We start from the raw sequence: 19,694 nt of genomic DNA on the forward strand, positions 1-19,694 counted from the left end.
GGCGGCGGGCCGGACCGGCTTAGCAGGTCTTCGGGCACGGCATCGAGATGTCGAAGTAGGGCTCCGAGGGCTGCCCGACGCTGTACAGCTGCAGCACCAGCCCGAGGGTGCGCGTTTCCGCGTCGCCGCTGGGGCCGCTCTGGTAGTACTGGTGCAGGCCGAAATACACGCGCAGCGCCGACTGGTCGCTGACCTGCAGGTTGAAGAACGGGCGGATAAAATCTTCGGCGTCGAAAGTGTAGCCCTCCAGCGTGGTGTTGTAGACCTCAAACAGGTTGGGCTCGATCTGCGTCAGGCCGTGCCAGTTGTCCAGCCACACCTGCGCCAGGGAATTGGGCACTTTCGCGTTGGGCAGCGGGCGGACGGGGCTGCTGCCGCCCCAGTAGGAGGCGTTGACGTAGTACGACGAAATACGGGCGCCTTCGATATCGGCCGCAAACAGGATAACGGCGAAGTGCAGAACGCCCGTGGCGGCGTCGGGAATCAGGCCGAACTTGGCCTTCACTTTGTGGATGCCAACGGTGGATATCAGCTTGGTAATCTGATTGATCGGAAAGCTCACGTACGACAGAATCTGCCCGCCCTGAGCGAAGCCCTGCTGCAGCTCGTCCACGTTGTGGGTGCCGACGGCTTCGCGCCACTGCTCGGTGGCGGTGTCGAATTGTTCCTGTGTGATTATTCCGGGAATTGTAGTGGTGTTCATAGGGTTTTGGAAGACGGTTTAAACCGATCAAAGTTAGAATTTGCCTCTAACAAACCGGCATTATTCTTTGATTTTGCCTTCCAGAGCCGGTTTTTCGGTGGGCCTCGCTCGCCGGAGCCAAGGTCTGTTTCATTTTGGGAAAGCGTGCCTTCGCCCGCGCAGCTCGACAGTAGCCTTCTGGGCTTTGCGGGACCAGTTGCTGGAGCTTCAGCTGATTAGGGCGGGTTGGCCTATTCCCAAAATGACACAAGAAGGCCCGGGAATAATTTTTCGCCAGCCGGCGGGCCCGGTATCCGGCGGGGCTGCGCGGCCGTCAGCGCGCCGGCTGTGCGGCCTTACCGGGCCGTAAAATCGGGCAGCAGGTGCAGGCACACCGGCGCCGGCACCTCGGCCGCAAAGCCGGTGGGCCGCAGCCGGCCGCTCTGCGCGTCCACGTGGTAGCTGAAGATGCTGTTGGAGTTCTGGTTGGCCACCAGCAGCAGGCGCCCGTCGGGGGCCAGGGTGAAGTTGCGCGGCGTCTTGCCCCGGGTGCTCACGTGCTCCACCAGCGTCAGGCGGCCGGTGCCCGCGTCCACGGCCAGCACCACCAGGCTGTCGTGCCCGCGGTTCGAGCCGTACACGAAGCGCCCGTCGGGCGACACGTGAACGTCGGCGCAGGCGTTCGGGCCCGTGAAGTCGGGCGGCAGGGCCGGCACCGTGTGCAGTTCCTGCAGCGTGCCCGCCGCCGCGTCGTAGGCGAGGGCCGTCACGGTGGAGTTCAGCTCGTTGATCAGGTAGGCCCAGCGGCCGCCGGGGTGGAACGCCAAATGGCGCGGCCCGGCGCCCGGCTGCGCCCGAAAAGCCACCCGCGGCGGCAGCTGCAGCGCCCCGGGCGCGCCCGTCAGCGGGTAGCTCAGCACCTGGTCGTTGCCCAGATCCACGGCCAGGGCGTAGCGGCCGGCCGGGTCGGGCAGGATGCAGTGGGCGTGGGCGCGGTCCTGGTTTTTGTGCGGCCCCGCGCCCTGGTGCTGGTCGACCACGGCGGGCAGGTCCAGCTGCCCGTCGGCCCGCACCGGCAGCGCCGAAACCGTGCCGCCGAAGTAGTTGGCCACCAGCGCCGCCCGCCCGCCGGGTGCGAGGCTGATGTAGCAGGGGCCGGCTCCCGCCGAGGGCTGCTCGTTGAGCGGGGCCAGCGCGCCCGTGCCCTGCTCCACGGCGAATGCCCGCACCGCCCCCGAGGGTTGGCCCCGAAACTCCAGGCTGGCATTGATGGCGTAGAGGAAGCGGTGGTCGGCCGAGAGGGTGAGGAAGCCGGGCTTCACGCCCCCGCGGTAGCCGGCCACGCGGGTCAGCTCGCCGGTGCCGGGGTGCAGGCGGTAGAGGAAAAGGTTGTCCTGCTCGGCCGGGCCGTAGGTGCCCACATACAGCAGCCAGCCGGCGGGCGGGCGGCCGGCGCGGCCGGCGGCGCAGCCCGTCAGCAGCGCGCCGGTGGTGAGCAGGGCCGTGCGCTGCAGAAAGGCGCGGCGCGTCCAGGTAGGGTGCAGGGGCATAGAAACGCGGGAAATGGTGCGGGCTGCAAGGTAAGGCCCGGGGATGGTCCGGCCGCCGGCCCGCCCGTCCGGCGCACGTCTGCCCACATATGCATGTGAAGCAGGACAATCTAGCCGGGCCGCGCGGTATTTTCGCCGCGTGGGTGCCGGGCTGCGGGCCGGTACCACCCCCAACTACCCCCTGCTATGAACAAGCTGTCCTGCACCCTGCCCGCGGCCCTCAGCCTGCTGCTCGGCGCCTGCGCCACGGCCCCGCCCGCCGCCCCCATAACCGCTACCGCCCCGGGCCACGCGCCCGCCGACCCAGCCCTGTACCGCACCATTGCCCGGCTCGACAGCGCCATGTTCGTGGCCTTCAACCAGCACGACGCGGCCAAGCTGCAGGCCTTCTTTGCCGAGGACCTGGAGTTCTACCACGACAAGGGCGGGCTGAGCAACTTCGAGCAGACCATGCAGGGCTTCCGGCGGCTGTTCGAGCAAAACCGCACCACCGGCCTGAACCGCCAGCTGGTGCCCGGCACCCTGGAAGTGTACCCGATCAAGGGTTACGGAGCCGTCGAAACCTACCAGCACCGCTTCTGCCACCAGGAAAACGGCCGCGACGACTGCGGCACCTTCCGCAACCTGATGGTGTGGCGCCTGCAGGGCGGGCAGTGGAAAGTCAGCCGCGTCGTGAGCTACGACCACTAAGCCGCCGTTGCGCAGTGGCGCGGCGGCTGAAATACGCGGTAAGCACTGCCGTTTCAGCGGGCTGGCTTCCGGGGCATGGTTGGTAAGAGCCGCCGGCTGCGACGTTGCCAGGCCGCTGCCGCGGCGGGCTTATCAGCTTTATTGCGCGGGCGGCAGGCGCACCAGGCTGTTCAGGTACTGCTCCAGCGCGGTGTAGCCATCGGGGCCGGGGCGGCTGCGGTCGGCCGCGTCCCGCAAGTTGAGTTGGTGCGCTTTTTCCCAGCTGTCGGGCATGCCGTCGTGGTCGGTATCGGCGGGGGCGGGGCCGCAGCGGAGCACCGGCCAGGCCGATTGCGACACGGCATAAGGCGTGCCGTGGGGGTAGCCGCCCTGCACGTCGATGAGGCGGCCGGTGCCGTTAAGCACGTCGCGGATGATGCGCTGGTCCAGCGTGTCGCGGGCGGGCAGCACGCAGCCCACGTGCTGCAGCACCGCGGCGTAAGCCTGGGCGGCGGTTTCGGTGGGCACGGGCGGCACGTCGAAGGGCGCGGCGGCCTGGGCCCGCGCGGTGTCGGCCAGGGAGCCGCCGCTCATGGCCGCGCCCAGCCAGTTGCGGCGGCTCACCGCGGGGGCGCCCTCCACGTAGTTGCCGCGCAGGAAATACCGGCCGTAGGGCAGCGGCGGCTGCTTGGTGCCGCGGTCGGCCTGGATGATTTCGGCGCGGCGGGGCACCCCGCTTTTACTGCCCTTGCTCGTCGACGGGCCGGGCTTGTAGTAGTTGTTCACCAGGTTGTACTGGCCGCCCGCGCCGCCGTCGATGGTGTAGGCACCCCAGTTGTAGATGACGTTGTTGCGGAAGTCGCAGGTTTCCGGGCCGGCGGGGCCGGGCGGCAGGTTCAGGCTGCCGTCGAAGCGCGGGTTGCGGCCCTGGCAGTGGGCAAACAGGTTGTGGTGAAACGAGGCGCGCCGCCCGCCCCAGATGCCGCCGTAGCCGTGCTGCTGGAAGTCGGGCGCGCCGGTTTCGTAGTGGTAGGAGTAGTTCAGCGGCTCGCTGATGAGGCACCACTGCACGGTCGTGGAGTCGCCGGCGTACACCGACAGCGCCTCGTCGGTGCTCCAGCTCACGGAGCAGTGGTCGAGGAGGATGCGCCGGTGCTGGTAGCTGCCCAGCGCGTCGTCGTGCCCGCTGCCGTCCACCCGCCCGCCGTTCTGGTACCGGTCGCCGAGGCGGAAGCGCAGGAAGCGCACTACCACGTTGTCGCCGCCGATGCTCACGGGCCGGTCGGCCAGGCAGATACCCTCGCCGGGCGCCGTCTGGCCCGCCAGCGTGGTGTTGGCCGGAATGCGCAGCGGCTTGAGTAGGTGGATGGTGCCGCAGACGCGAAATACCACCGTGCGCGCCGCGGCCGGCTGCGTCAGGGCGTAGCGCAGGCTGCCGGGCGCGCCGTCGTCGGCCAGGCGGCTGACCTCGAATACGGTGGTGGGCACGGCCGCGGTGCCCCGGCCGCCGCTGGCAAACTTGCCCGCGCCCTCAGCCCCCGGAAAGGCTGGCTGCTGCGCCGTGGCCACCGGAGTGCCCAGGCTCAGTGCCAGCGCCACGGTCCCAAACCCGAGCCGTGCCGGGCACAAACGCGCATAAGCTGCCATGCTGCGGGGAAGAAAGGTGCTGGCCGCAAGGTAGGTCGCTACGGCTGATTCGTTGCGGCTGCATGCTTATGGCGGTTTCGGGAGCGGTGTAGTGCGGGCTTGGCTACGCCGACCTTCTGCTCAGCCCGCAGCCGTCCGATTTCGTTTAACCGGACGCGGGCTGAACCGATTGGGAAACTGCTTTACTTGCGGCCGTAGAATCATCCTGGCCCCGCCGACGCCCGGCCCGCTGCGGTAGCCTGTTACATCCACTAAGTGCTATTATGGGGATATTAAACCGGTTATTCTTTGAAGAAGATGCAAACGATAAAATACCGTTTGCTGAATCGAAGCTAACGGCAGTGCAATTCAAAAATAAGACAGGTAAACTCAAGCGGCTTTGGTTTGAACCGACCTGCGTTGAAGTTCTTTTGGACGCCGAAACGGAATATATGTTGGTGTCGAGAGATGACACCTATGCAATAGATTTTGAGGAAGACTGCGTCGTAATCTTTCAGCAGTACACCTTTGCAATGCAGCTTTACAAGCGGGACATGGCTAAAGAGGGGAAAAAACGGAGTGGGTGCTGGAGGAAGATTATTCTTGAGGTAAGCAATAGTCACTTCCTACCTTGCCCGCTTCAACGCCACCCCTCGTCTGAAGCTGATGCTCCGCTCGCTCCACCTCGCCGCCCTGCTGCTCGCCACTGCTACAACCTTCGCCCAGAAGCAGCCGCCCAAAGCCGCCAAACCCGCCGAAAACCTCACCCAGTACGCCAAGCCCATCGTCGGCACGGCCAAGATGGGGCACACGTTTCCGGGCGCTACGGTGCCCTTCGGCATGGTGCAGCTCTCGCCCGATACCGATACGCTCAGCTACGAGCAGGACGGCAAGTACAACCCCGACGTGTACCGATACTGCGCTGGCTACCAGTACCAGGACCCCACCATCGTCGGCTTCAGCCACACCCACTTCAGCGGTACCGGCCACTCCGACCTCGGCGACTTCCTCCTGATGCCCACCGCCGGCCCGCTGCAGCTGGGCCCCGGCACCGCCCAGCAGCCCGAGCGCGGCTACCGCTCCCGCTTCAGCCACGACTCGGAAGTGGCCGAGCCCGGCTACTACCGGGTGAAGCTGGAAGACCACGGCATCCTGGCCGAACTGACGGCCACCAACCGCGTGGGCCTGCACCAGTACACCTTCCCGCAGGCCACCGACCAGGCCCACCTCATCCTGGATTTGATGCACGGCATCTACAACTACCCGGATAAGAACGTGTGGACCTTCGTGCGGGTGGAAAACGATACGCTGGTGACCGGCTACCGGCAGACCAACGGCTGGGCGCGCACCCGCACGGTGTACTTCGCCATGTCGTTTTCGCGGCCCTTCACCGACTACGGCAGCCGCAACTACGCCAAAAAACAGGCCTACCGCGGCTTCTGGGGCAAGTTCGACCAGACCAGGAACTTCCCCGACCTGGCCGGCGAGCAGCTGCGGATGTACTTCAACTTCAAGACCACCGCGGCCGGGGAGAAGGTCAAAGTCAAATTCGCCCTCTCGCCCGTGAGCACCGCCGGCGCCCTGCAGAACCTGCGCACCGAAGCCCCCGGCTGGGACTTCGACGTCATCAAAGCCCAGGCCCGGCAGCTCTGGCAGCAGGAGCTGAGCAAGGTCGTCATCGAGTCGCCGAAGCGGGAAGACAAGGAGAACTTCTACACGGCCCTGTACCACGCCTTCCTGAGCCCGACGACCTACATGGACGCCGACGGCCAGTACCGCGGCCTCGACCAGAACAACCACCGCGCCGAGGGATTTACCAACTACACCACCTTCTCGCTCTGGGACACCTACCGCGCCCTGCACCCACTGCTGAACCTGGTGCAGCCCAAGCGCAACGCCGACATGGTGCGCTCGATGCTGGCCCACTTCGAGCAGAGCGCCGAGCACATGCTGCCCGTCTGGAGCCACTACGCCAACGAAAACTGGTGCATGATCGGCTACCACTCGGTGCCCGTGGTGGCCGACGCCGTGCTCAAAGGCAACGCCCCCTTTGACGCCAACAAGGCCCTGGACGCCTGTGTGACCACCGCCCGCACCGCCCGCTACGACGGCATCGGCTACTACATGCAGTTGGGCTACGTGCCCGAGGACAAAAGCGGCTCCTCGGTGTCTAAAACCCTCGAATATGCCTACGACGACTGGTGCATCGCCCAGATGGCCCAGAAGCTCAATCGGCAGGACATCTACCAGGAGTTCAGCAAGCGCGCCCAGAACTGGCAGAACGTGTACGATGCGCGCATCGGCTTCATGCGCCCCCGCCTGGCCGACGGCTCCTTCCGCCCGAATTTCGACGTGCTGAGCACCCACAACCAGGGCTTCATCGAGGGCAACGCCTGGAACTACAGCCTCTACGTACCCCAGGACCCGGCCGCGCTCATCGCCAAAATGGGCGGCAACCGCCGCTTCACCGAGCACCTCGACTCGCTGTTCACCATGCACCTGCCCGATAAGTTCTTCGCCGAAACCGAGGACATCACCCGCGAGGGCATCATCGGCAACTACGTGCACGGCAACGAGCCCGCCCACCACGCCGCCTACCTCTACAACTGGACCGACCAGCCCTACAAAACCCAGGCCCGCGTGCGCATGATCCTGCCCAAGATGTACCGCCCCACCCCCGACGGCCTCGGCGGCAACGACGACTGCGGGCAGATGTCGGCCTGGTACATCTTCTCCGCCCTGGGCTTCTACCCCGTCGCGCCCGGCTCCCCGGAGTACGCCCTGGGCAGCCCCGCCATCCACGGCGCGGTGCTGAACCTGGAAAACGGCAAAACCTTCCGCATCACGGTGAAAAACCAGAGCGACAAAAACGTCTACGTGAAGGAAGCCCGCCTCAATGGCCAGAAACTCACCCGGCCCTTCCTCGCGCACGAGGCTATTATGAACGGCGGGGAACTGGTATTTACAATGGCGGCGCGGCCTTGATATAATGATTCTGACTTTAAAGGAAACTGCTTGTAATGAAAAATATACTTTGGCCCTGCGGCTTGGTCTGTCTAGTGACAGGTTGTTTCTTTTCTGATTTTAAAGAAGGCCCTTTCCCTTCGCCTTCTGGGGCTTATGCTGTTGTCGCAAAAGTCAACAGGATGCATAAGGAGCGGGATGATTACGCTGATGTGAAACTGCTGCTCCTGAACCGAGAGAAACAAGTTATTGACAGCGTAAACTCAAAAGCTGGTGATGCTTCCAAATGGGCTGCTGGCTGGATGCCAAACGGTGACACAGTAGTTCTTTATAGCGCAGACATTGGGTCGAAAGCGTGGAGTATCAAGGATAACCATTTGAGGGAAATAAATCTGTATGCGGACACTTTGAAATGTAGGGTAATTATGAAAAGAGCAAATGCTCTGAAAATTGAGAAGTACAGTCAATAGCCTCACTTGGCGCGGGTCTAGTGTAACTCGTGCCCAGCCCTGACGGAGAGGCTGCGCCTCCACTGCCGCCCCAGCGGCAAGCCGGTGCCGCGCCGTTCGGGCGTCATCGTTCGGGCGGGCGAGTTGGAAACTCGCATCATGTTCAGGCACGAGTTACGCTGCGCTAAACTCGCGCCAGCCCTGCCCCAAAACAAAACCGCCCGCTCCCAACCGGAAGCGGGCGGCTTCATTTCCATCCCGGCCGGGCCTTACCCCGCCGCCGGTTTCGATTTGCTGCCTCGGCCGCCGGACTCAATAATCTTGCGGGCCTGGGTGTAGCCGTCGAACAGCGGGCGGTCGAGCAGCTTGAAGGCTTTCATGTCCTCGTCGAGGGTGCGCAGCTCGTCCATCAGGTCGGCCAGCAGGTCTTCCAGGGCCGCGCCCGACACGGCCCGCTCGTTGATGGTTTTGCGCACGGCCGGCTGGGCGGTGCGGAAGGTGGCCAGGGCATCGGTCAGCGGCTGGAGGGCCTTGGCGGTGAGGCCCTGCTTGGCCAGCTCGGGTGCCACGTCGGGGCGGGCGGCGCTGGCCATGATGGCGCCCACCACCGAGGCAAACGGCACGGGGCGCAGCTTGCGGAGCTGCTTGCTGCCCAGCGTCACGGCCGCTTGCAGGTCGGCGTCGCCCAGGCGTTCGGCCACCCGGCCCAGGGGGCCGAGCAAGGCGGGCAGAAGGTCGTAGAGGGTTTGCTGCGCGGCCTGGGCCGCGGCCGTCAGGTCCTCGGTGCGGCGGGCGGTGCCGCTGCGCGCCTGGGCCACCTGCGCGTAGAGGGTTTGCACGTCGGCGGCCTGCTGGGCGGCTACCTCGCTGACGGCCAGGTCGGACGCGTGTTCGGCCAGGTAGGTTGCCACCCGCCCGCACATGGCGAGCTGGTCTTCTTTGTATTTCTCCATCGAACAGCTAGGTAAACATGGTATAAAGCCGCTCCCGGGAGCGGCGCAAGCATTTCTTGCGGCCGCCAAGATAACCGGAACCGCCAAGCAAACAACCCCCTACAGTCCAGCTACCTTTCCCCGTCCCGGCCCCGGCACAACCGACCCCGGCACCGGCTCCACCCGTCCCGGCATCGGTCCAACCACCCCCGGCCCCGCTGCAACCCTTCCCGGCATCGGTCCAACGGCTTCCGGCATTGACCCAACCCTTCCCGGCATCGATTCAACGGCTCCCGGCATCGGTCCAACCCTTCCCGGTATCGATTCAACGCCCGCCGACATCCACCTAACTACTCCCGGCGTCGGTTCAACCACTCCCGACATCGATTCCACCACTCCCGGCATCGACCAAACCCCTCCTGACACCAATCCCATGCCCCTGGCAGCGCCGCCGCGCCTGCGGCCCGGTGCGGGCGTACCCGGCTCCGCTGGCGGCTTCAGGGCGCTTGACCGCAGCCGCCGTCGGCCGCCGTACACGCCAAAACGCCCTGCCGAGCGCGTGCTCAGCAGGGCGTTTTTCTTGGGGTGCCGCCGAAGCTACTTGGCGCCGGCGTACCAGTTGCGCAGCCGCACGTCAATCTTCTTATTGGCCGCGTTGACGGTTTTCTGGAAGGCCGCCACGTCGCTCAGCCCGTTCTGGCCGCGGTAGTGGTAGGGGTACACGATGCCGGGCTTGAAGGCCAGCACGCCCTGCGCCGCCTGCTGCACGTCCATGGTGTAGGGCAGGTTCATGCACACGAACGCCACGTCGATATTCTTGAGGGCGCGCATTTCGGGCGTGTCCTCGGTGTCGCCGGAGAGGTACACGTTTTTGCCGCCCAGGCCCAGCACGTAGCCGTTGCCCCGGCCTTTGGTGTGCATGGCGTCGGGCGCTTCGGGCAGGTTGTACATCGGAATGGCGGCGATGCTCATCCCCAGCGTGTCGAGCTTCTGGCCGTTGCGCAGCACGCGCACCTGCTTTTTGTACTCGGCCGGCAGCTTCTCGGCCACGGCGGGCGGCACCAGCATCAGCGCCTTGCCCACCGACAGGCCGGCCAGCGTCTTCGGGTCCAGGTGGTCGGGGTGGATGTCGGTGATGAGCACCACGTCGGGCGCGGCCAGGCCGGCGTAGGCTTCGGCCCCGCCGTAGGGGTCGACGTAGATGGTCTTACGGTTCCAGGTCAGCACCACGCTGCCGTGGGTGATGGGCTGCACCGTGAGCGGGCCGTTTTTGGTCGCAATCTGGTCGGGGGCTACGCGCGGGGCCGCCGGCGTCTGGGCGAGTACGGGCGTGGTCAGGGCCGCCAGCGCGGCCAGCAGCAGGGGGGTAAGCTTCATCGGGTTTGGTTAGTGGTGAGGTAGGGAGAGGTGCGGACGGCGGGTAACGCGGTGATTTCCGCCCCGCCCTGCCACCGAGCCTGACCATAACCCGATGGGCCGCGACAAGTTTTGCGGGTGACCGGCAGCTAGAGCGGTACCGGCTCGGGCGAGCCGCTTCCCCTCACTGGCGCGAGTTTAGCGCAGCGTAACTCGTGACCAGCCCTGACGTGGAGGCCGCGCCTCCACTGCCGCCAACGGCGGCAAGCCGGCCCCGCGCCGTTCGGGCAGCATCGTTCAGGCGGGCGAGTTGAAAACTCGCGTCATGCTTCGGCACGAGTTACGCTGCGCTAAACTCGCGCCAGACAACGCGCTGATCCGAAACCCCAACCCACCGCTACCTTGCGCCATGAACCGCATTGAGCGCCTCTTCGGCCTGACCACCCTCTTGCAGGCCAAAAAATACGTCCCGGCCGACGAGCTGGCCGCGCAGTTCGGTATCAGCGTGCGCACCGTGTACCGCGACATCAAGGCCCTGGGCGAGCAGGGCATCCCGGTGAGCTTCGAGCCGAACAAGGGCTACTTCCTGGTGCAGGGCTACTTCCTGCCGCCGGTAGCCTTCACCCCGGCCGAGGCCAACGCCCTGGTGCTGCTCGAAGCCCTGGCCGCCACCCTCACCGACGCCAGCATCCAGGCGCACGTCGGCACGGCCCTGAGCAAGGTGAAGGCGGTGCTGCGGGAGCCCGACCGCACCCGGCTCCAGCAGTTTACCAGCAGCATCCAGCTGCACCTGCCGGAGTACTTCCGCGGCCCGGCCGACTACCTGGCGACCCTGCAAACGGCCCTGGCCGAGCGCCGGGCCGTGGAGCTGGACTACTGCGACAAAGCCGGCCAGAGCAGCCAGCGCTACGTCGAGCCCATCGGCCTGGCCTTCTACAACTTCGCCTGGCACCTGATCGGCTGGTGCCAGCTGCGCCAGGCCTACCGCGACTTCAAGGTGGCCCGCATCCGCCGGCTCACTGCCACCAGCCGGCTCTTCAGCCAAGCCGAGCACCAGCTGCTCACCCAGTACATAGCCGAGCTGCACCTGCCGCCGGCGGGGTAAACTTTTTTTTCGGGCTGAAAAACCGACTGCCATAGGGTTGTCAGTGGGCGGGAGGTGCTTTGCAGCATCATTCATCTTTTTTCACGCCCCATGAAATTTGTTTCTGCCCGCATCATCACCGCCGACTTGCCGCGCCTGGTGCAGTTCTACGAGCACGTCACCGGCCTCGCGGTAACCCGCTACACCGAGGATTTCGTGGAGCTGCTGACGCCCACCGCCACCCTGGGCCTGGGCACCCCGCGCACCCTGGGGCCAGAAGGCAGCGCCGCGCTGGTCCAGCCGGCCGCCAACCGCTCGGTGTTCCTGGAGTTCCGCGTGGCCGACGTGGATGCCGACTACCAGCGCCTGGCCGCCGGCCTCGACGCGGCGGCCGTGGTGCAGGCCCCCACCACCATGCCCTGGGGCAACCGCTCCCTGCTGCTGCGCGACCCGGACGGCAACCTGGTCAACCTGTTCGCGCCCGTCACCCCGGAGGCCCGGCGCCGCTACGACGGGTAAGCCCCGGCGGGCGGGCAAGTTGGCAGCCCGCCCGCTGAAACTCTCCCCGTAATCCTGCAAATTGTGGCTCCACGAGCCCACCAACAGCCACCATGAACGAGCACGAAAACGAACCGGCCAACACGCCATCGGCCACTGCCGTCCCGCCTAAAGTGACGGGAATTGGCGGAATCTTCTTTTTCTCGGATAATCCAAAAGAAACGCGGGAATGGTACGCCAACAATCTGGGCATCGAAGTCAACGACTGGGGGTCAACGTTTGAATCCAGAAACCTGGATAAACCGGATGAAGTCAACGCGCTGCAATGGACTCCCTTTGAAAAAGGCAGCGACTATTTCGCGCCTTCCACCAAGGAATTCATGATTAACTACCGGGTGCAGAATATCGAAGGCCTGGTAAGCAAGCTCAAGGAAAACGGGGTGACCGTGCTTGACGAAATTGCCAGTTACGACTACGGAAAATTCGTGCACATCATGGACGCGGAAGGCAACAAAATTGAGCTGTGGGAGCCTAGCTGATAGCGCCGGCCAGGAGCCGGTTTGAATTTGACCTGAAAGGCCGGCTGAACGTCCTGCGGAGCCCCGCGAAGCTCTCTGCCGAACAACGAAGCGGCAGAGATGCTTCGCGGGGCTCCGTATGCTCCAGCCCTGAATGTTCAAGCACACGCCTCAGAGCAGGGCCGAGAGAATGTTGATGCCCAGGGCCAGCACGGTGGTGTTGTAGGCGAAGGAGAGCAGGCTGTGCAGCATCACCAGCCGGCGCATGGTCTTGGTAGTGATGAGCACGTCGGGAGTTTGGGCCGTAATGGCAATGCCCGAGGCCAGGTAGGCAAAATCCCAGTAGCTGCACGGCGGCGCGCCGGCAAAGCGGAAGCCGCCCAGCTCGTGGCCCGGCCGGTCGGGGTCCTGGCAGAAATACAGGTGGGCGTAGCGCAGCGTGAAGAGCGTGTGCAGCAAAAACCACGAGCCCACCACCGAGCCCACCGACAGCAGCACGTACTGCAGGCGCTCCTTGTAGGCCAGGTCGTCGAGGCCGTGGAGCAGCAGCAGCACCGCGCCCAGGCTGACGATGCTGCCCAGCACCAGCAGCACCGACATCAGCGTCCAGTTCTGGCGCGGGTTCAGCGCCCGGGCCGAGCGCCGGATAAAGCCCAGGTCGGCGTGGGCCATCAGGTGCCAGGACATGGCCAGGGCACTGACCACGTAGCCGTCCCAGGCCAGCATCAGGCGGGCGCCGAGCATCAGATCGGGTGCCAGCAGAAAAGCCGCCAGCCCGACCAGCAGGCTCAGCAGCAGCCGCCAGGTGCGGCCCCGGGCAGAAAGCTGCGCCGCCACCACCGGAGCGTGCAGCTTACGGGCAACGGGGGATATCGTGTTCATGGCGCAGCGGCCCGCGGGCAGAACGGCCGTTCCTTAAAGATAATCCATTTCGGGGGGCTTGATACTCTCCAAAACCCCAGCCGGCTGCCTGGCATTCCGGGAATTACGAAGGAGTATGCCGGGCCGCGAATAAAATCGGCGGTCGATGTCGGCCGGTGCCGTCGGTAGCAGTGGGGGATTGTGGTGATTCTAATGAAACCACAGCGTCGTTATGAATTTGGCGGCGAACAGGTGCCTGGATTGACAACGTTGCCGGCATCGATTGCGCAGATTTATCCCCGGGCCGTGCATTGGATTTTGCCGCGTGGCCTTTCCTTCGATGTAAAATTACCCGGGCAGTTGGCGGCTTCCGCAGCGTTGCGCCAGTGCCCACCGCCGCCCGCCCACGCGGCCCCGCTTACCCCGGCCCCGCGCTTCAGCGCCGGGCCTCGCTCGCTCCGCTCTTACCTGTCTGCCACGGTCGTGGCAGCGGATTTCCACAACCAATTCCCACCACAATGAACGTATCCGCCTTCCTGGCCGGCGCCCTGCTGGCCGGCACCACCATGCTCGCCGGTTGCGACCGGAGCAGCCCGGCCCCCACCACCAAGCCGCTCGACGCGGCGGCATCCGCCGACGTCGAAGCCAACTGCGCCGCGAAGGGCTGGGCCTCGCAGAACGGCGGCACCACCGGCGGTGGTACGGCCACGCCCACCGTGGTGACTACCTACGCCCAGCTGAAAACGGCCCTGACTACCGCCTCGGTGAAGGTGGTGCAGGTCAACGGGGTCATCACCGTTCCCTCGGGCGGGCGCATCAGCTTGCAGGATCAAACGGGCAAGACGCTGTTCGGCACGGCTGGCGCCCGGCTGGTATCGGCGGACCAGACCCAGGCCGGTTCGGGCATCCTGTACGTGAAGCGCTGCAGCAACCTGGTTATCCGCAACCTGATTTTTGAGGGGGCCGGGGCCTACGACGTGGACGGGCAGGACAACTGCACCCTCGACGCGTGCACCAACGTGTGGGTGGACCACTGCGAGTTCCGCGACGGCGTCGACGGCAACCTGGACGTGAAGAACACCTCGAACTACATTACCGTGTCGTGGACCAAGTTCGGCTACCTGAAAGCCCCGCGCCCCGACGGCCCCGGCGGCTCCGACGACCACCGCTTCAGCAACCTCATCGGCTCGGGCGACGACGCTACGGGCGACCGGGGCAAGCTCAACATCACTTTTGCGCGCTGCTGGTGGGCGCCGGGCTGCGTGGCCCGCATGCCCCGGGTGCGCTTCGGCAAGGTGCACGTGGTCAACAGCCTGTTCAACAGCAGCAGCAGCAGCTCGGGCGTGCAGGCGGGTTTCGAGGCCAACCTGCTGGTGCAGAACAACGTGTTTGAGGGCGTGAACCGCCCCATCGACCTGATGGCTAACAACTCCACGGCCGTACAGGTGACGGGCAACATCTTCACGAGCACGTCCGGCAACACCGCCGGCAACGGCAAAACGGCCTTCGCACCGCCCTACACGCTGTCGGTCCTGAGCGCCAGCAGCGTCAAGGCGGCCGTGACGGCCGCCACCGGCGCCGGGGCTACCATCAGTGGCAACACCTGCGCCAGCAGCGGCATCTGAGTAGCCCGCAGCCGCAACAAAAAAGGCCCGTCGCCGCCGCGACGGGCCTTTTTTGCCCCGGTGAAGTGGCTTGGGCGCCGGGCACTACTGCGCTGCGGCCTTGGCGCCCAGCAGCCTTTCCAGGGTCCGCAGGCGCTGGTTCAGCTCCGCCGTTTGGGTGGCCTGGGGTTGCGTCTGCTGCTGCAGCTAGGCGTTTTGGCGTTGCAGCTCGGCCACCTGCCGGGCCAGCTCCTGGGTGGCCGATACGTTCAGCTTGCTCAGCGCCTCGTAGTCGACGGCGCGCACGTCCGGGTGCTCCCGCCCAAACACGAATGCCGGCTGGCCCGCCAGCGGCCGGGCGTGGCGCAGCGTGAGCTGCCGGCTGCCGGCGGCGGCGGGATGGGCCAGGGCGGCTACCACTTCGCCCGCTGGACCGATGAGGCGCAACTGCTGGCCGGCGGTAGCGGCCGTGGGCAGCGGGGGGGCAGGGTGAGCAGCAGCGAGTCGGCGGGCAGCAGGGTGGGGCGGTGGCGCGGGCGTAGATGCCGGGCAGGAAGCCGCGCTGCCGCGTCACGGCCTGCGGGTACACGGCCTCGACCTCCTGGGCAATGACCTTCTTGAAGGACTGGTCGCCGAACTGCACCCGTTCGCGCATCTGGTAGTCGGTGATGCGCAGGCGCTGGAGCCGGGCCAGGCCCTGGGCGGCGTTGCTCAGGCCGAGCACGCGCTTGAGGCGGGCGCCGGACAGGGCGTTGAACTCGCTGGTCACCACCCGACCGGCCGCCTTGATGCTGGTGTTGGTCAGCGGGCCGGAGAACGTATTCGTCCGGCCGTTGGACAGCAGGCAGCCGTAGGCATAATTGGTCGTGCCGTAGGTAGGCAGGGCGCTGACTTCCAGCGGCGCGCCCGGGTTGTTGGTGCCGATGCCCACGCGGCCGTTGCCGTTGACCCGGAACAGGGACGTGCCCACGGTGGTGGTAGCGTCGTCGCCCCGGCTCACGTCGAGGGCGCCGGCCGTCGTGTTGTTGGCCACTTGCAGCGCCAGCGCGCCCGAGTTGCCCACCGTACCGTCGTTGAACACCATTGCCGCGTAGCCTTGCTGGTTGGCCTGCCAGTTCAGGGAACCGGGGTTGCCACCGGCCACGTCGCTGCCGGGCATGTTGTCGGAGGAGTTGCCGAGCTGGCCGAAGGGGGTAATCAGGCCGATGCCCACCCGGCCGGTGCTGGTCAGGCTGGGGCCGGTACTGCCGCCGTTGCCCACCAGGTAGTACGCGCCCAGGTTGAAGTTGCCACCGGCCGCCGTGGGGGCGGGCACCGGCCGACAGGTGCCGTAGCCCTGGGCATTGGACGTAAGCACCTTGCCCGCGCCCTGGGTGCCGTCGACGATGCGGATGGCCGAGCCGGTGCCGTCGTAGCCGGGGTTCTGGCAGATGCAATGGCGCGTTCGGCCGCTTATCTTCGCTCGTACGCCCCTGCACGATATGACCACCATCGATACACCCCGCCTGCTGCTGCGCCCCTTCACCGCCGCCGACGCGCCCGGCATCCTGGCCCTCGACTCCGACCCCGAAGTGCTGCGCTACGTGCCCATGCCGCTGATGACCTCGCTGGAACAGGCCGTCAGGGTGGTCGACTATATCCAGGCGCAATACGCGCGCAACGGCGTGGGGCGCTGGGTGGTGGAGCGCAAGGCCGACGGCGCCTTCCTGGGCTGGTGCGGCCTCAAGTTCGTGGATGATGCCACCACCAACGGGCGCACCAACTACCACGACCTGGGCTACCGCCTGCTGCCCCGGCACTGGGGACAGGGCTACACCTCGGAGGCCGCGGCGGCCAGCCTGCGCCACGGCTTCGATACCCTGAAGCTGCCCGCGCTGCACGCCACCGTGATGCAGGGCAACGTGGCCTCGCAGCGGGTGGTGGAACGGCTCGGCTTCGGGCGCACGGCGGAATTCGAGCAGGACGGCGCCACGTGGTACTGGTACGAGCGGCAGAATCAGCCCGACCCGGAGCAGCCGAAATAATCAGGCCCGCGTGCCCCGGTTACGCGCCGTCCGCCGCTTGGCTTACTGGGCCCGGCGCATTTCGTCGTCGGCGCCGCGGCGGCGGTTGGCGGGCGTCGGCCCGTCGCCGCCCAGGCGCCAGCTCAGCGACAGGGTGAGGGTGCGCGCGTCGCGGCGCAGGTAGAGGCGCTCTTCATAATTGGTGTAGCGCGACACGGCGTGCAGGGGCGTGGTTCGCAGCACGTCGTTGGCGGCGAGCTTCAGGGTGGCTTTCCGGTTCCAGAGGTCCTTTTTCACGCCCAGGTTCAGCTGCCCGAAGTCGCGGAACACGAAGAACCCCTCGCGCTGGGCGGAGTAGTAGCTGGCGTTCAGCTCGGCGCCCCAGCCCGGGCCGAAGGCGAAGGTGTGGTTGCTGCTCGCGTTGAAGGCGCCCTGCCCGCGGTTGAGCGCGGTGCCGGCCAGCTCGCCCTGGTAGCGCACGTAGAAAAACACCGCGTTGTTGTACACCTGCCACCACTTGGTGGGCGTGAGCGGGGCCGTGAGCGTGAGGGCCGCGTAGTGCTGCCGGCGCAGGTTCACGTACTTCGACACGGTCGACGTCGTCGACTCGGGCACGGCTACGTCGGTAATGGGGTCGGCGGTGCGACTGTAGCTGACGGCAGCCGTGAACTTCTGCTGGAAGGTGTGGCTCAGCTCCAGGTTGTAGGAGGTTTCGGGGAGCAGGCCGGGGTTGCCGGCGGAGGTCGTGGTCGGGTCCAGCACGAAGCGGAAGGGGTTCAGCTGGCGGTAGGAGGGGCGGTTGATGCGCCGGCTCAGGGCCAGCGTCCACTCGTGGCGGGGGCTGGCGGTATATTTCAGCGAGGCGTTCGGGAACAGCTGAAAATAGTCGCGGCGGAAGGCCTGGGCCGCGTCCAGGGGCACGCCCCGGGCGTGGGTTTGCTCGCCGCGCAGGCCCAGCTGCAGGTTCAGCTTGGCGTGGGTGTGCGTGAGCGTGAGGTAGCCGGCCGAAATGACCTCGTCGTAGCGGAAGCGGTTGGTGCGGCCCGGGTCCACCATCGTGACGCCCTCCACCGTGTTGTCGAAGCGCAGGTCGTTGTCGGCGTGCACCCGGCTGACCTTGGCCCCGCCCTCCAGCGTGGTGCCGGCGCTCAGGGCCTGGGCGTAGTCGGCTTTGGCGGCCTGAATGCTCAGAGTGCCGGTCTGGTCGCCGCGGAGCAGCCGCTCGGGCCGGCCGCTCAGCGGAAAGGCCGTCAGCAGCGTCTGCAGGCGGTTGGTGTAGTAGTAGGCGTAATCGGCGTCGGCCGACAGCTCGCGCTTGCCCGCGGCGCTGCCGGGAAAGGTGTGACGGAAGTTGAGGTTGGCCGTGATATTGGGGTTGTAGCCGCGGCCGGTGCCGGGGCCGGTGTAGGAATCCGTCAGCTGCCCGGTGGCGTCGTAAAAGCGGCTGAGGTTGGTGCTGTAGCCGTGCGGATGGGGCCGGGGCACGGCGAAGCCCGTCACCACCCCGCCCAGCGTGGTGTTCTTCGAGAGGTCGTAGTCGGCCCCGAGGCGGTAAATCAGGAAGTGGTCCTGCCCGACGTAGTAGTTGCGCTGGTCGGTGGTGCTGGCCAGGGCCGGCTGCCCGTCGCGGGTTTCGTAGTAGGTGCGCTGGGTGTTGCGGATGCTGTAGCTCTGGCGCTTGGTGTAAGTGGTGGAGGCAAACAGGTTGAGCCGGTTGCGGCGGTAGTTGCCGCTCATGGTGCCGCTGAAGCGCCCGAAGCGCCCGCGGCCGTAGCTGAGGCTGCCGCTGCCGTTGGGGCCCTGGCGCTGGTCTTTCTTGAGCCGGATGTCGATAATGCCCGCCGTGCCCTGCGCGTCGTACTTGGCCGGCGGGTTGGTTATCAGCTCGATGCTCCGGAGCTGGTCGGCGGGCAGGGCGCGCAGGTAGTCGGCCAGCTCCGACCCCGTCATCGGCTGCCGCTTGCCGTCGATGAGCACCAGCAGGCCGGTGCGCCCGCGCAGGGCCAGGTTGTCGTTGCCGTCCACCGACACGCCCGGGGCGCGGCTGAGCACTTCCAGCGTGGTGTTGCCGGCGGCCAGCGTCGAGCCTTCCACGTTTACCACGGTGCGGTCGGCCAGGCGTTCGTACAAGGGTTTCTGGCCCACCACCTGCACTTCCTTGAGCTGGGTGGCCGCGCTGGCCGCCAGGGTCAGCGCCGGCATGCTCACTTTCTCGCCGCTTACGTCAAACGGCCGCGACCATTGCCGCCCGAACCCCACCTGCGAAGCCGACACGAGGTATTGCCCCGCCGGCGCCGCCTCGAAGCGAAACCCGCCCTGCGCGTCGCTGAACTCGGTTTTGACAACGGTAGAGTCTTGGGCCCGGTGCAGCGTCACGGTGGCGTAGTCGATGGGCGCGCCGGCGGCCGAGCGCACGGCGCCGCTGACGGTAGCCGCGCTCTGGGCCTGCACCCAAGCGGGGGACAATAAGAAGGCCGCCAGGACGCCGGGCGCGACGAAGCAGGAACGGTGGGGAAAGTTCGTTTTCAAGGCGCAGAAAGGTTGGAACGGTTCAGGGCGTCACCGCTATTCGGACTCCCTTGCGTGGCGACAATACCTCCCCGCGACGCCCGAAAACCGGCGTCGGTGGCCTGCAAATCAGATGGAGGCGGGGGGCGGCGTTGGCTTAGCCAGAAGCGGCGCCACGGGGCATTGGTCGGCTAGCGTAAAGGGGCAGAAGTCGGCGTTCAGCTGTGGACACTGCGCCCGCCGCGGATGGTTACAGGCTACGGCCAACTTTTTCGTAAGGGTCGGAAATGTATTCGGTTTCACTATGCCGAAAGCTGGCTTGGGCGTCTTGCGTGCAGATGCAGCTGATGCTAAAACGTCATGCTTGATCTGGCGTCCGCCTGGGCGAAG

The 19,694-nt window shown here is 66.3% G+C and carries 16 protein-coding genes; 8 read left to right on the forward strand and 8 right to left on the reverse strand.

Annotated elements, in window-relative coordinates; translation table 11 throughout:
• Positions 1–19: 19 nt before the first annotated feature.
• The gene (locus DLM85_RS15130; RefSeq protein ID WP_111478944.1) at positions 20–703 is read right to left on the reverse strand and encodes a hypothetical protein; all 684 of its coding nucleotides are present in this window, start codon (positions 701–703) and stop codon (positions 20–22) included.
• A gap of 335 nt (positions 704–1,038) precedes the next feature.
• Positions 1,039–2,232 carry a lactonase family protein gene (locus DLM85_RS15135; protein ID WP_111478945.1) on the reverse strand — a complete coding sequence of 398 codons (1,194 nt, stop codon included), beginning with the start codon at positions 2,230–2,232 and terminating at the stop codon, positions 1,039–1,041.
• Between the two features lie 186 nt (positions 2,233–2,418).
• Here DLM85_RS15135 and DLM85_RS15140 point away from each other — a divergent pair, with 186 nt between their 5' ends.
• Positions 2,419–2,922 (forward strand): nuclear transport factor 2 family protein, encoded by a 504-nt coding sequence (locus tag DLM85_RS15140; protein WP_111478946.1) that lies wholly within the window; start codon positions 2,419–2,421, stop codon positions 2,920–2,922.
• A 138-nt stretch (positions 2,923–3,060) separates the two neighbouring features.
• Here DLM85_RS15140 and DLM85_RS15145 read toward each other — a convergent pair whose 3' ends face one another.
• Positions 3,061–4,548 (reverse strand): pectate lyase family protein, encoded by a 1,488-nt coding sequence (locus DLM85_RS15145; protein WP_133257080.1) that lies wholly within the window; start codon positions 4,546–4,548, stop codon positions 3,061–3,063.
• Between the two features lie 645 nt (positions 4,549–5,193).
• On the opposite strand from DLM85_RS15145, the gene DLM85_RS15150 reads away from it, so the two are divergent.
• Both DLM85_RS15150 and DLM85_RS25090 read left to right on the forward strand, forming a co-directional pair.
• On the forward strand, positions 5,194–7,512 hold the full coding sequence (locus DLM85_RS15150; RefSeq protein ID WP_111478948.1) for a GH92 family glycosyl hydrolase: 2,319 nt from the start codon (positions 5,194–5,196) through the stop codon (positions 7,510–7,512).
• Positions 7,513–7,547: 35 nt separating this feature from the next.
• Positions 7,548–7,961: a hypothetical protein gene (locus DLM85_RS25090; RefSeq protein ID WP_133257081.1), complete on the forward strand. Its 414-nt coding sequence runs from the start codon at positions 7,548–7,550 to the stop codon at positions 7,959–7,961.
• Between the two features lie 248 nt (positions 7,962–8,209).
• On the opposite strand, the gene DLM85_RS15155 is transcribed toward DLM85_RS25090, so the two are convergent.
• On the reverse strand, positions 8,210–8,893 hold the full coding sequence (locus DLM85_RS15155; RefSeq protein WP_111478949.1) for a hypothetical protein: 684 nt from the start codon (positions 8,891–8,893) through the stop codon (positions 8,210–8,212).
• Between the two features lie 576 nt (positions 8,894–9,469).
• The gene (locus DLM85_RS15160) at positions 9,470–10,249 is read right to left on the reverse strand and encodes an MBL fold metallo-hydrolase (RefSeq protein ID WP_111478950.1); all 780 of its coding nucleotides are present in this window, start codon (positions 10,247–10,249) and stop codon (positions 9,470–9,472) included.
• Positions 10,250–10,637: 388 nt separating this feature from the next.
• Between DLM85_RS15160 and DLM85_RS15165 the strand changes: the two genes are divergently transcribed.
• The 3 genes from DLM85_RS15165 to DLM85_RS15175 all read left to right on the forward strand — a co-directional run bounded on the left by DLM85_RS15165 (position 10,638) and on the right by DLM85_RS15175 (position 12,349).
• A complete protein-coding gene (locus tag DLM85_RS15165) occupies positions 10,638–11,333 on the forward strand; it encodes a helix-turn-helix transcriptional regulator (protein ID WP_111478951.1) in 696 nt (231 codons plus the stop codon).
• A gap of 90 nt (positions 11,334–11,423) precedes the next feature.
• Positions 11,424–11,831, forward strand: coding sequence for a VOC family protein (locus DLM85_RS15170; RefSeq protein ID WP_111478952.1), 408 nt, complete (start codon positions 11,424–11,426; stop codon positions 11,829–11,831).
• Positions 11,832–11,923: 92 nt separating this feature from the next.
• Complete coding sequence (locus DLM85_RS15175; protein ID WP_111478953.1) at positions 11,924–12,349, forward strand: VOC family protein; 426 nt, start codon at positions 11,924–11,926, stop codon at positions 12,347–12,349.
• A 150-nt stretch (positions 12,350–12,499) separates the two neighbouring features.
• Here DLM85_RS15175 and DLM85_RS15180 read toward each other — a convergent pair whose 3' ends face one another.
• Positions 12,500–13,210, reverse strand: a complete 711-nt coding sequence (locus DLM85_RS15180; RefSeq protein WP_111478954.1) for a DUF1345 domain-containing protein — start codon at positions 13,208–13,210, stop codon at positions 12,500–12,502.
• Positions 13,211–13,707: 497 nt separating this feature from the next.
• On the opposite strand from DLM85_RS15180, the gene DLM85_RS15185 reads away from it, so the two are divergent.
• On the forward strand, positions 13,708–14,814 hold the full coding sequence (locus DLM85_RS15185; RefSeq protein WP_111478955.1) for a pectate lyase family protein: 1,107 nt from the start codon (positions 13,708–13,710) through the stop codon (positions 14,812–14,814).
• Here the strand turns inward: DLM85_RS15185 and DLM85_RS25095 are convergent.
• The gene (locus DLM85_RS25095) at positions 14,780–16,285 is read right to left on the reverse strand and encodes a tail fiber domain-containing protein (protein ID WP_165822152.1); all 1,506 of its coding nucleotides are present in this window, start codon (positions 16,283–16,285) and stop codon (positions 14,780–14,782) included. The two genes, DLM85_RS15185 and DLM85_RS25095, sit on opposite strands and share 35 nt — an antisense overlap.
• Between DLM85_RS25095 and DLM85_RS15200 the strand changes: the two genes are divergently transcribed.
• Positions 16,275–16,817: a GNAT family N-acetyltransferase gene (locus tag DLM85_RS15200; RefSeq protein WP_165822153.1), complete on the forward strand. Its 543-nt coding sequence runs from the start codon at positions 16,275–16,277 to the stop codon at positions 16,815–16,817. The genes DLM85_RS25095 and DLM85_RS15200 overlap by 11 nt on opposite strands.
• Before the next feature lie 42 nt (positions 16,818–16,859).
• On the opposite strand, the gene DLM85_RS15205 is transcribed toward DLM85_RS15200, so the two are convergent.
• Positions 16,860–19,325, reverse strand: coding sequence for a TonB-dependent receptor domain-containing protein (locus DLM85_RS15205; protein WP_243635971.1), 2,466 nt, complete (start codon positions 19,323–19,325; stop codon positions 16,860–16,862).
• Positions 19,326–19,694: the final 369 nt, after the last annotated feature.

This window comes from Hymenobacter edaphi, from assembly GCF_003258365.1.
Classification (GTDB): Bacteria; Bacteroidota; Bacteroidia; order Cytophagales; family Hymenobacteraceae; genus Solirubrum; species Solirubrum edaphi.